At 71.1% G+C, this 11658-nt stretch carries 11 protein-coding genes, 2 tRNA genes and 1 pseudogene; 7 read left to right on the forward strand and 7 right to left on the reverse strand.

The window, feature by feature from the left end:
* Positions 1 to 34 precede the first annotated feature (34 nt).
* The gene (locus QQ657_RS03780) at positions 35 to 1180 is read left to right on the forward strand and encodes a sensor histidine kinase (protein WP_284740618.1); all 1146 of its coding nucleotides are present in this window, start codon (positions 35 to 37) and stop codon (positions 1178 to 1180) included.
* Positions 1177 to 1851, forward strand: a complete 675-nt coding sequence (locus tag QQ657_RS03785) for a response regulator (protein ID WP_284740619.1) — start codon at positions 1177 to 1179, stop codon at positions 1849 to 1851. Before QQ657_RS03780 ends, QQ657_RS03785 begins: the two co-directional genes overlap by 4 nt.
* 41 nt (positions 1852 to 1892) lie before the next feature.
* On the opposite strand, the gene QQ657_RS03790 is transcribed toward QQ657_RS03785, so the two are convergent.
* Positions 1893 to 2405: a lytic polysaccharide monooxygenase auxiliary activity family 9 protein gene (locus tag QQ657_RS03790; RefSeq protein WP_284740620.1), complete on the reverse strand. Its 513-nt coding sequence runs from the start codon at positions 2403 to 2405 to the stop codon at positions 1893 to 1895.
* Positions 2406 to 2668: 263 nt separating this feature from the next.
* On the opposite strand from QQ657_RS03790, the gene lexA reads away from it, so the two are divergent.
* Positions 2669 to 3322 carry a transcriptional repressor LexA gene (gene lexA, locus QQ657_RS03795; RefSeq protein WP_284740621.1) on the forward strand — a complete coding sequence of 218 codons (654 nt, stop codon included), beginning with the start codon at positions 2669 to 2671 and terminating at the stop codon, positions 3320 to 3322.
* 6 nt (positions 3323 to 3328) lie between these two features.
* On the opposite strand, the pseudogene QQ657_RS03800 reads toward lexA, so the two are convergent.
* Positions 3329 to 4533 (reverse strand): annotated as a pseudogene (locus QQ657_RS03800) (cytochrome P450).
* Between the two features lie 99 nt (positions 4534 to 4632).
* On the opposite strand from QQ657_RS03800, the gene QQ657_RS03805 reads away from it, so the two are divergent.
* The gene (locus tag QQ657_RS03805; protein WP_284740622.1) at positions 4633 to 6081 is read left to right on the forward strand and encodes an MFS transporter; all 1449 of its coding nucleotides are present in this window, start codon (positions 4633 to 4635) and stop codon (positions 6079 to 6081) included.
* Positions 6082 to 6193: 112 nt separating this feature from the next.
* Complete coding sequence (locus QQ657_RS03810) at positions 6194 to 6946, forward strand: SDR family oxidoreductase (protein ID WP_284740623.1); 753 nt, start codon at positions 6194 to 6196, stop codon at positions 6944 to 6946.
* Between the two features lie 19 nt (positions 6947 to 6965).
* Here the strand turns inward: QQ657_RS03810 and QQ657_RS03815 are convergent, their stop codons facing one another.
* Together QQ657_RS03815 and QQ657_RS03820 are read right to left on the reverse strand one after the other, a co-directional pair.
* Positions 6966 to 7217 (reverse strand): DUF4287 domain-containing protein, encoded by a 252-nt coding sequence (locus tag QQ657_RS03815; protein WP_284740624.1) that lies wholly within the window; start codon positions 7215 to 7217, stop codon positions 6966 to 6968.
* Between the two features lie 76 nt (positions 7218 to 7293).
* Positions 7294 to 8076, reverse strand: a complete 783-nt coding sequence (locus QQ657_RS03820) for a class I SAM-dependent methyltransferase (RefSeq protein WP_284740625.1) — start codon at positions 8074 to 8076, stop codon at positions 7294 to 7296.
* A 77-nt stretch (positions 8077 to 8153) separates the two neighbouring features.
* Here QQ657_RS03820 and QQ657_RS03825 point away from each other — a divergent pair, with 77 nt between their 5' ends.
* A complete protein-coding gene (locus QQ657_RS03825) occupies positions 8154 to 8753 on the forward strand; it encodes a TetR/AcrR family transcriptional regulator (protein ID WP_284740626.1) in 600 nt (199 codons plus the stop codon).
* A 163-nt stretch (positions 8754 to 8916) separates the two neighbouring features.
* Here QQ657_RS03825 and QQ657_RS03830 read toward each other — a convergent pair.
* Positions 8917 to 8988, reverse strand: a tRNA-Val gene (locus QQ657_RS03830).
* A 38-nt stretch (positions 8989 to 9026) separates the two neighbouring features.
* A tRNA-Val gene (locus tag QQ657_RS03835) sits at positions 9027 to 9101 on the reverse strand.
* Between the two features lie 179 nt (positions 9102 to 9280).
* Between QQ657_RS03835 and QQ657_RS03840 the strand changes: the two genes are divergently transcribed.
* Complete coding sequence (locus QQ657_RS03840; protein WP_284740627.1) at positions 9281 to 10729, forward strand: DHA2 family efflux MFS transporter permease subunit; 1449 nt, start codon at positions 9281 to 9283, stop codon at positions 10727 to 10729.
* Positions 10730 to 11235: 506 nt separating this feature from the next.
* On the opposite strand, the gene QQ657_RS03845 is transcribed toward QQ657_RS03840, so the two are convergent.
* Positions 11236 to 11643, reverse strand: a complete 408-nt coding sequence (locus QQ657_RS03845) for a MarR family winged helix-turn-helix transcriptional regulator (protein ID WP_284740628.1) — start codon at positions 11641 to 11643, stop codon at positions 11236 to 11238.
* Between the last annotated feature and the right edge of the window lie 15 nt (positions 11644 to 11658).

Consider the following 11658-nt stretch of genomic DNA (forward strand, 5'->3'; position numbering starts at 1 on the left):
CCGGGAAAGGCCCGGCCTCGCTAGGCTCCCGCGCATGCCGACGCTGGGACGTCTCCGGAACCGATGGGCCGGGGTGACTCCGGACGTCCGCGACCGGGCCCTCGCCGCGGCCGTCACGGCCGCCGCGTTCGTGCCGGGACTCGACATGATCGGGGCCCAGTTCGGCGATCTGCCGAGGCACGCCGGTGGTTTCGCGGCGATCGTGCTCGTGCTCGGCCAGACGCTCCCGCTGGCGGTGCGCAGCCGATGGCCCGCGCTGACCCTCGCGATCGTCGCGACCTGTTTCGCGGCACACGAAGTGCTCGCCTATCCCCCGACGATCGGCAGTCTGGCGCTGTACTTCGCGCTCTATTCGGCCGGAGCGCGCGAGGAGCGGTTCCGCCGGGCGCTGCCCGCGACGGTGTCGGCGGGGTACGTCGTCTTCGCGGTCCTGGTCACCTTGCGCGGATCCCCGTCGGACCTGCTGACCTACGTCGTCTACTACGCGGTGCTGGCCCTGTTCTGGTCGCTGGGCGCCCTGGTGCGGCAACGGCGGCGGCAGGAGGCCGAACGGCGGCGGCTCACCGCGCGGGCCGCGGCGGCGGACGAACGGGCGCGGCTCGCCCGCGAACTGCACGACGTCGTCACCCACCACGTGACGGCCATGGTGGTCCAAGCCGACGCGGCCCAATACCTTCCGCCAGAACGCTTTCCCGAAGTGCTCGCCACCATCACCGGCTCGGGTCGCGACGCCCTGACCGAACTGCGGTTCCTGCTCGGCGTCCTCGAAGCGACCGGCGCGCGCACCCCGGGCCTGGGCGCGCTGCGCGGCCTCGTCGAACAGCCGGGCCGGGACGCCGAGCTGGTCGAGTCCGGCGAACGCACGGCATTGCCGGCGGAAACCGAGCTCACCGCGTACCGGATCGTGCAGGAAGCGCTGACCAACGCGGCCAAGTACGCCGCCGGCCGTCCCGCGACGGTGCGCGTCGGCTACGGTGCCGACCTCCTGGAAATCGAAGTGACCACCCGGGGTCCGGCGACCGACGCCGGCGTTCTCGGCTCCGGCGGACGCGGGCTGACCGGGCTGCGCGACCGCGTCGACGCGCTCGGCGGCCGGTTCACCGCCGGGCCGTCGGCGGACGGATTCCGCGTCAGCGCCGCGTTCCCCACGGCCGAGTTTCCGCTGAGGAGCGACCGATGACCGACGGCCCGATCCGGGTGCTGATCTGCGAGGACCAGCAGCTCATCCGCGCGGGGTACGTGGCCGTGCTCGGCGCGCAGCCGGATCTCGAGGTGGTGGGAGAGGCCGCGAACGGCCGCGAGGCGCTCGCCGAGATCGGCAGGCTGCGCCCGGACGTCGTCGTGATGGACATCCAGATGCCGTTCCTGGACGGGATCGAGGTGACCCGCCGCGTCGCCGGACCCGACGCCGAGGTGCCGGCGAAGGTCCTGATCGTGACGACGTTCAACGTCGGCCAGTACGTCTACGACGCGCTGCGGGCCGGGGCGAGCGGGTTCCTGCTCAAGGACGCGCCCCTGGCCGAGCTCGCCGAAGGCGTGCGCACGGTCGCGCGCGGCGAATCGCTGCTTTCCCCGGCGGTGACCCGGATGCTGATCGGCCGCTACGCCGACCGCATCCAGCCGGCCGCTCCCGCCGACGGTCCGCTGGACCGGCTGGCGCCGCGGGAGCGGGAGGTGCTGGAACTGATCGCCGGCGGCCTGTCGAACGCCGAGATCGCGGCCGAACTGGTGCTGAGCGTGGAGACGGTGAAGACGTACGTCTCGCGGATCCTCACCAAGCTCGACCTGCGGGACCGGGTCCAGGCCGTGGTGCTGGCCTACCGGACGGGGCTCGTCAGCGCCGCGGGATGACCGTCCACCCGGGAGCCGCGCGCTCCCGGGTGGACGGGGACTCAACCCACCTGCAGGTCGATGCAGGAGTAGAACGCGTTCGTCGTGTCGGCGATGTTCCACACCGCCAGCACCGTCTGGCGTCCCGGGTGGCCGCTCAGGTTCACCTCGTGCGAAACGGTTTCCGGCGGCTGCTCGTTGTTGCCGCTGACGTCGGCGACCTTCTCGTTGCCGATCCAGTACTCGTAGTCGGTCGTGCGGTGGCGGGCCGTGAAGGTCCACGTGAACGTCGCCGTCGTGCCGACCGGGGACGCCTGCCAGCCCTTGCCGTTGTCGTTGAGCTCGGCGAACTTCGCGTTGCCGCCGTCGCAGGACTTCAGGCCCTTGGGCCCCTCGACGCTCTGGGGTTCGTACGTGATGTCGCCGCACGACACAGTGCCCTGCGCGCACTGCGCCTGCCGGCTCGCCGGGGAGTTGACGTAGCCGTGCGCGCTCGCGATTCCGGCGGGGCTCACCACCACCAGGACGGGGGCCAGGACAGCACCCGCCGCGGCCGCGACCAGTTTGCGGTTCATACCAGCTCCTTCGGGGACAGGCTCGGTTTCCCGCCGCCGGGTACGACGAAGTCGCGGCGAGCACGCCCGCCGCGTCGGGAAGTTGTTCGAGCGAAGGAAATTGTGGTCTAGACCATAAGACGAATCGGACACTGAGTCAATAGATCGCGAACTCTCGGCTCATGTTGGTAAGACGCCAACTGTCACCCGGTGTTCCGGTCAGCGGGACCCGCCGGGGCGACCAGGGCGCACCACGCGCCGGGCCTGCCTCTAGGATTCCGCCGGTGACCACCTACGACGACACGTTCGAGCACCTCGACGCCGCGGCCCTGCCCGAACGACAGCAGAAGATCCTGGTGGCCATCCGGGACTGGGTGGTCCACCACGGCTACTCCCCCAGCACCCGCGAGATCGGCGAGGCCGTCGGCCTGCAGTCGACGTCGTCGGTGTCGAAGCACCTGGCGAGCCTGGAGGACAAGGGCTTCCTGCGTCGCGGCACGGGCGTGTCGCGGCCGATGGACGTGCGCGCGTTCCTGAACGGCAGCGGAGCCCGCGAAGACGGCGACTCCGTCCCGGTGCCGGTCGTCGGCGACATCGCCGCCGGCACGCCGATCTCGGCCGTGGAGCACGTCGACGACGTCCTCAAGCTGCCGCGCGACCTCACCGGGCGGGGCACCGTCTTCGGCCTGCGCGTGCGCGGCGACTCGATGATCGACGCCGCGATCTGCGACGGCGACATAGTCGTGGTCAAGCAGCAGAGCGAGGCCCACTCGGGGCAGATCGTCGCGGCCATGATCGACGAGGAGGCGACGGTCAAGGTCTACCGCCGCCGCGACGGCCACGTGTACCTCGAGCCCCGCAACCCCGCCTACGACGTCATCGACGGCGACCGGGCGGCGATCCTGGGCGTGGTCGTGTCGGTGCTGCGGAGCGTCTGACGCGCATCACCAGGTGACCGGCAGCTCGTACACGCCGTACACCGACCCGTCGTGCTTGAACGGGATCCGCTCGACGTCGGTGGCCAGCGCGAGCGTCGGAATCCGCCGGTACAGCGTGCTGTAGACGACCTGCAGCTCCAGCCGGGCCAGCGGCTGGCCGAGGCACTGGTGGACGCCGAAGCCGAACGCGACGTGGCGGTGCGCGTCGCGGGTGAGGTCGAGCCGGTCGCCGTCCGGGAACACCGCCGGGTCGCGGTTGGCGACGTCGTTGGCCATGATCATGCCCTCGCCCGCGCGGATGGTCTCGCCGCCGATCTCGATGTCCTCCAGCGCGAGGCGGCGGCGGCCGTTGTGCGTGATGTTGAGGTACCGCAACAGCTCTTCGACCGCCGACGCCACCAGCGCCGGGTCGTCGCCGTCGCGCAGCAGCGCCAGCTGGTCCGGGTGCTCCAGCAGGGCCAGGGTGCCGAGCGCGATCATGTTCGCCGTCGTCTCGTGGCCGGCGATGAGCAGCAGCACGCCCATCTGCGCCGCCTCCGTGCGCGACAGCTCCCCCGCGTTCACGCGGGCGGCGAGCCCGGAGAGCAGGTCGTCGGCGGGCGCCTCGAGCTTCTTGCCCATCAGCCGGTCGAGGTACCCGACGAGCGCCTGGTGCCCTGCCGCCCGCTCCTCGGGCTTCGCGTCCCGCCGGTGATGAGCTTGCTGTTCTCCTGGAAGAAGTCGTGGTCGGCGTAGGGGACGCCGAGCAGCTCGCAGATCACCAGTGACGGCACCGGCAGCGCGAACGCCTCGACGAGGTCGACCGGCTTCGGACCGGCCAGCAGCTCGTCGACCAGATCGTCGACGATCTTCTGCACCGCCGGGCGCATCGCGGCGACGCGCCGGATCGTGAAGGGCGCGGTCACCATCTTCCGCAGCCGCGCGTGCTCCGGGTTGTCCATCAGGATGAAGCTGATGCCGGTGCCGCCCTTGGGCAGTGGCGCCGGGCTCGGGTAGCCGGGGCGGGTGATGTCGGCGCTGACGCGCGGATCGGCCAGCAGCGCGCGCTGCTCGGCGTAGCGGGTGACCAGCCACGGCGTGCTGCCGTCCCACAGCCGCACACGGGACAGCGGAGTCTCCCCCTGCAGCGCGCGGGCCGCGGGCGGCGGGTCGAACGGGCAGCCCGCCGCGCGCGTCATCGGGAACTCCGGGATCTCGGCGGTGCTCGTCATCGTTCCTCCGCGGTGGCCGTCAGTTCGTGATCAGTCAACCGAAGACTGCTACGCTAAGTCAAGCGACTGATTTAATTCGGACATCCGGAGGACCGCCCCGTGCTCGACCCATCCCCGCCCGCGAGAGAGACGTCGCCGCGCGCGAACGTCGTCGTCGCGGTCCTCGCCCTCGCGGGCATCACCGTCTCGCTGATGCAGACGCTGGTCATCCCGCTGATCCCGGCCCTGCCCGGGCTGCTGCACGCCTCCGCGGCCGACGCCACCTGGGCCATCACCGCCACCCTGCTCGCGGGCGCCGTGGCGACGCCGACCATGGGCCGCCTCGGCGACATGTACGGCAAACGGCGGATGCTGCTGGTCAGCCTCGGCGCGCTCGTGGTGGGCTCCGCGATCGGCGGGCTCTCCGACACCCTCGTGCCGATGGTCGCGGGCCGGACGCTGCAGGGCCTGGCCGCCGGCGTCATCCCGCTCGGGATCAGCATCATGCGCGACGAGCTGCCCGCCGAGCGCCTCGGCTCGGCCACGGCGCTGATGAGCGCGTCCCTCGGCGTCGGCGGCGCGCTGGGCCTGCCCGCGGCGGCACTGCTGGCCGAAAACGCCGACTGGCACGTGCTCTTCTGGACCGCGGCCGGTCTCGGCCTGGTGGTCACCGCGCTGGTCGTCGCGCTCGTGCCGGAGTCGCCGGTGCGCACCGGCGGCCGGTTCGACGTCCTCGGCGCGGCCGGGCTCTCGATCGCCCTGGTGTGCCTGCTGCTGGCGATCTCGAAGGGCGCCGACTGGGGCTGGGGCAGCGCGGCCACGCTCGGCCTGGTCGCCGCGGCGGCGCTGGTCCTGGTGTTGTGGGGCCGGTGGGAGCTGCGCACCCCGCGGCCGCTGGTCGACCTGAGGACGAGCGCGCGGCGCCAGGTGCTGCTGACGAACATCGCGTCGGCGGTCTTCGGCTTCGCGATGTTCGCGATGTCGCTGGTGCTGCCGCAGCTGCTGCAGCTGCCCGCCGCCACCGGGTACGGCCTCGGCCGGTCGATGCTCGTGGTGGGCCTGGTGATGGCGCCGTCGGGGCTGGTCATGATGGCGTTGGCCCCGGTGTCCGCGCGCATCACGGCCACGCGCGGCCCGAAGACGACGCTGATGCTCGGCGCGGTCGTCGTCGCGGCCGGGTACGCGCTCGGCATTTTCCTGATGAGCGCGACCTGGCAGCTCGTGCTGGTCTCGAGCGTCATCGGCGGCGGCATCGGGCTCGCGTACGGCGCGATGCCGTCGCTGGTGATGGGCGCCGTGCCGGTGTCGGAGACCGCGGCGGCGAACAGCCTCAACACGCTGATGCGCTCGATCGGGACGTCGGTGTCGAGCGCCACGGCCGGCCTGGTCCTCGCGCGGCTGACCGTCCGGTTCGGACCGGTGGACCTGCCGTCGCAGAACGGTTTCCGGCTCGTGCTGGGGATGGGCGCGGCCGCGGCGCTCATCGCGCTGGCCGTCGCCGCCTTCCTGCCCCGGCATTCGGCCCCGGCTGCGAAGAGCCCGAAACCGGCCGCCGCGGTGGGTCGCTGACCGACGGTTCGCGAGGCGGTTCGCGCGCGGTGCGTGTCCGGTCAGCGCCGGGCGCGAACCTCGGGGTCGTCGCCGGGCCACCACGGCCCGGCACCGACCCGGAGGAGCCGGAATGACGAAGAACGCTTTGGTGACCGGGGCTTCGCGAGGGATCGGCCGCGCGATCGCCCGCCGCTTGGCCGCCGACGGGGCCGTCGTCGCGGTGCACCACGGCGGCAACGAGGTCGCGGCCAAGGAGACCGTCGCGCTGATCGAAGACGCCGGCGGGCGCGCATTCGCCGTGTCGGCCCGGTTCGGCGAAGCCGGCGCCGTGGACCGGCTGGCCGACGCCGTCGCCGAGGCCTTCGGCGACGCCGGGCTGGACGTCCTGGTGAACAACGCGGGCATCGGCTCGCACAGCACCCTCGGCCAGGTGACCGAGGAAGAGCTGGACCGGCTGCTGGCCGTCAACGTCAAGACGCCGATGCTGCTGCTCCAGCGGCTCGTGCCGATGCTGAACGACGGCGGCCGGGTCGTCACCGTCGGCTCGATGGCCTCGCGGATCGCCGTGCGGAGCCAGATCGCCTACACCGTCAGCAAAGCCGCGGTCGAGGCGCTCGCGCCGACGCTGGCGAACGAGCTCGGCCACCGCGGGATCACGGTCAACACGGTCGCGCCCGGCCCGATCCGGACCGACCTGACCGAGCCGCTGCTGGCCATCCCCGAGGCGGCGGCCGGCCTGACCGCGATGACGGCGCTGGGCCGGATCGGCGAGCCGGAGGACGTCGCCGACGTCGTCGGGTTCCTGGCCGGACCGGGCGGCCGTTGGATCACCGGCCGCACCCTCGATGTCTCCGGTGGCACGTACCTCGGCCCGATCGCCTGAGCGGGCCCGGCCGCCCGGGTCAGGCCCGGGCGGCCACGCCGTCGAGGTGGAGCACGCCGCCGGTGTGGTGCTCGGCGACGAACTCGGGGCCCTTGGTGACGAGCCGCGCGATCGCCGTCGCGTGGCCGTGCCCGAGGCCGTGCTCGGTCTTCAGCCACGTGACGAGCTCCCCGTGCTTCGTGAGCTTCTTCTCGGCGGCGAGGCCGAGGAACGCGCGCGGCGTGATGCCGGTCTGCTTCTCGGCGTTGTCGAGGTAGGCCTGAAAAGACATGGTGACTCCCGGTTCGGGCCGACGATTCTACGGTCTGTCCTGCTCGCCACCAAGGTCTCACCGACAACTTTTTTTGTCAAGACTTCGTCGCAACGACCGCCAGCGTCGTGTACGACAGCGTGAAGCCACCACCGAGCGCGTCGATCGCGGCCCCGACGCCGGCGAGGACGTCCGCCAGGGCGTCCGGCGCGAGCCGGGTCAGGCCGCCGGTAGTGGGCAGGAGATCCAGCCACTCGTCGCGGGTGTAGGTCCGCTCCCACGCGAAGGACGACCGCTCGGGTTCACCGAAGGAGCCCGACTCCCGGATCCCGTCGGCGAACTTGGTGAACATGACTTCGTAGAGTTCGGCGGCACTTCTCCGCTCCCCCGCGAACGGCGAGTCCGGCAGCACCCGCCGAATGCCTTCGGCAAGGGCGTCCGCCACCGGGTCCGGCGGCTGGAAGACGTGCGCGAACACGGCGAGCAGACCACCGGGACGCAGGACCGCGGCCGCCTTGGCCGCACCGGCGACGGGATCGACCCAGTGCCAGGCCTGCCCGGCGACGACGGCGTCGAAGGTCCGCCCCGCACTGTCCCAGTCTTCGAACTTCGCGACTTCGACGTCGACACCGGTGTTCCTGGCGAAGGCGGCCATCCGCGGATCGGGGTCCACGCCAAGCACCCGGCACCCGGCGGCGCGGAACTGCCGAGCCTCGATCCCGGTACCGCAGCCGACATCGAGGAAGTCGGGACCAGGACTCGCGGCGACGACACGATCGACGAGTTCGGCGGGATACTCCGGCCGAGCACGGTCATAGCGTTCGGCGTCGATCCCGAAGGATTCAGCGAAGGAGCGAGCTTCATGAGGCTTAGTGGGCATGCGCCCACTCTAATGGGCACCCGCCCACTAGGACAACCACATGGCCGTTCGCGGCGGGCGTAACGGAGAATGAAGCCATGCCGACCGGAGTTCACCTACGCGACGTACGCCAGCAGCTGTTCCAGGCGGCGGAGCGAGTCCTGCTCCGCGACGGCCCGAACGCCCTGACGAGCCGGGCGGTCACCGCGGAAGCCGACGTGGCGAAGGGCGTACTCCACCGCCACTTCACCGACTTCGACGCGTTCCTGGCCGAGCTGGTGCAGGACCGCATCGCCCGTCTGAAAGACCAGTCGGCAATCCTGGAAGCATCGGCAGGAACCCGCACAGTGCCGGAGAACGTGGTCGACGCGCTGACAGAGCTGTTCGACCCGGTATCGGTGGCATTGACCAGCCTGGTGTTCTTCCGCGACGAGCTCCGCACCCGCCTACGCCGCCCAGGCGACGGCCTCCCGTTCCTGGCGGAGGCAAGGGAGATGCTGTCGTCCTACCTGACAGCAGAGCGAGCCCAGGGCCGCATAGCGGCGGACGCAAAGGTGGATTCCCTGGCCCTGTCCTTGATCGGAGCAAGCCACTTGCACTTCGCAGGCCGCCCCCGCCACACGCTCCCGGACGAGACAGAGCTGGAAAAGCTGGTCCAAACGACCATGGCAGACGTGCTCCAGCGCAAGCTGCTCTAAAAGTCCAAAGTAGACAAGAGTCTGGCCAACAACGAAACGCAACCAGCCTGGGGGTCCGGGGGCGTGCCCCCGGCGGGGGTGTGGGGGTTCGACCCCCACAAGACACCGAACGAGAAGAGCCGTGCTTGCGCATTCCGCAAGCACGGCTCTCCCGCGAATCTCGTGGGCGATACTGGGATCGAACCAGTGACCTCTTCGGTGTGAACGAAGCGCTCTCCCCCTGAGCTAATCGCCCGTCGTACGAACTTCCACGAGGTCCCGGGGGTGGGCTCGTGGTGCGCGATACTGGGATTGAACCAGTGACCTCTTCCGTGTCAGGGAAGCGCTCTCCCGCTGAGCTAATCGCGCGCTGCGGAACTCCGTACTTGCTGAAGCATATCGGACGGTTTCGGAGCGTCAGCAGGGGGTCCCCTGTGACGGGTGGCACTGCGGAAACCGCCGTGACACGAAGGCTCCGAAACGGGCAGACTGCAAGAAGACAGCGTGCCGGACGCCCGGTGCGCCGAACCCAGGAGAGCTCGCACACCGTGACCGACACCGTGTCCACCCCGCCTGCCGACGTCGATCGCGCTCCGGCGCGCCCGGGGCTCCTCATCGGGGTCCTGGTGCTGTCGGCGTTCGTGATGATCCTCAACGAGACGATCCTGAGTGTCGCGTTGCGTGACCTGACCGTCGACCTGCGGGTGCCGACGACGACCGTGCAATGGCTGACCAGCGGGTTCCTGCTGACGATGGCCGTGGTGATCCCGACGACCGGGTTCCTGCTCGAGCGGTTCTCGCCGCGGACGGTCTTCCTGTTCTCGCTGTCGGCGTTCAGCCTCGGGACGCTCTTGTGCGCGCTCGCGCCCGGGTTCGGGATGCTGATGGCCGGGCGGGTGGTGCAGGCGTGCGGCACGGCGGTGATGCTGCCGTTGCTGATGACGACGGTGATGCGGCTGGTGCCGCCGGAGCGGCGTGGCGCGACGATGGGCACGATCACGATCGTCATCGCGGTGGCGCCGGCGATCGGGCCGACGATCGGTGGCGCGGTGCTGTCGTCGCTGGGCTGGCGGTGGATGTTCTGGATCGTGCTGCCGCTGTCGATCGCGGCGCTGGTGACCGGCGCGCTGCAGCTGCGCCTGGAGAGCGAGACGCGGCGGGTGCCGCTGGACGTGCCGTCGGTGCTGCTGTCGGCGATCGGGTTCGGCGGTGTGTTGTACGGGCTGTCGTCGACCGGTGAGCAGGCCGGTGCGGAGCCGCTGGTGCCGGCGTGGGTGCCGATCGTCGTGGGCGTGGTCGCGCTGGTGGTGTTCACGTGGCGGCAGCTGCGGCTGCAGCGTCGTGACCGGGCGTTGCTGGACCTGCGGCCGTTCACGCACCGGAGTTTCGTGGTGGCGCTGGTGCTGACGGCGCTGCTGTTCGTGTGCCTGATCGGCGCGGCGGCGATCCTGCTGCCGCTGTACCTGCAGACGGTCCTGCACACGAGCACGTTCGTGAGCGGCCTGGCGGTGCTGCCCGGCGGCCTGGTGCTCGGCCTGCTGGGCCGGCCGGTGGGGGCACTGTTCGACAAGGTGGGTGCGCGCCCGCTGGTGATCCCGGGCGCGGCGGCGATGGCGGTGTCACTGTGGCTGTTCACGACACTGGGGGCGGGCTCGCCGCTGATCGCGGTGATCGGGATCCACGTGCTGCTGATGGCCGGGCTCGGGCTGATGATGACGCCGCTGTTCACCGAGTCGCTGGGTTCGCTGCCGGATCACCTGTACTCGCACGGGAGCGCGATCCTGGCGACGCTGCAGCAGGTGGCGGGCGCGCTGGGGACGGCGCTGTTCGTGAGCGTGGCGACAGTGTGGAGCGCGGACGGCGCCGCAGCCGGGCCGGACGCTTCGGGGCTGCGGGCCGCGTTCGTGGTGGCCGGGGTGATCGGGCTGCTGGCGTTCGGGGCGACCTGGCTGCTCCGGAAGTCCACGCCGGGAGCGGCGACCGCGCCGAAGCACTGACGGCGAGGCTGCTTCCGGCGAGACCGCCGCACTCCGGACGGTAGCCCGACGTCATGAACGACTCTTTCACCGCGTCGGACGTCCCGGCAAAGTCGGGTACCGGCGGATGTCTTCGGCGGGCGCAGGTCGGCGGCCTCGCGGGCTGTTGTCTTGAATGAGTCATTCAGGGCGTGCGAGGTCCTGAATGACTCATTCAAGACGTTGGGCCGGGGCACCACACTTGTCGCCGGCGAGGGGACGACTCGTCCACAACATTGCGGCCGCCGGCAGCCCTGTCCACTTCGGACGGATGAGGTCCCGCTTCCGCTCAGCGAAGGCTGGGGGGAGACCTGCGAGCGAAAGCGGGAGTTCGAGGCCGGTACGGGGGTCGCCTCGCGGCGAGTGGCGCTACACGGCTCCAGCCGGACTGGCACTCCGTGAAGGCATTGGGTGAGGCCCGGGGACTCCTCCGTACCGACACCCGTTACAACGTCCTGCGCCCGCCGGTGTTCCCGACGTGACCGGGCTCATGCCAGCATGCGGCCCAGGAGGACGCCCAGCCGGGTGCGGTCCGCCGCGCCCAGTCCGGACGTCAGCGGGGCCATCGCCCGCGACACCTCCGCCGTCAGCTCCGCGGCCAGTGAATGCCCCTCCGGGGTCAGGCTGACGCGCACCGAACGCCCGTCGTCGCGGCTGGCCTCTCGCGACACCAGGCCGCGGCGGGCCGCTCGGTCGACCAGCCCGCTCACCGAGGACCGGTCCAGGCCCAGGTGGGTCGCCAGCTCCGCCATCTTCGGCGTGCGGTCGCGCAGGATCCCCAGAACCCGCAGCTGTGTCAGGGAAAGCTCGTGCGCCGCCGCCACCTGGCTCAGGTGCGCCATCACCGCGAAGGACACCTGGGCCAGGTTGTCCAGCACGTCGTCGGGTTCGGTCATGCTCCGAGACTACCT

Origin of the sequence: Amycolatopsis ponsaeliensis (assembly GCF_030182635.1) — a bacterium.
In the GTDB taxonomy this organism is placed as follows: domain Bacteria; phylum Actinomycetota; class Actinomycetes; order Mycobacteriales; family Pseudonocardiaceae; genus Amycolatopsis; species Amycolatopsis ponsaeliensis.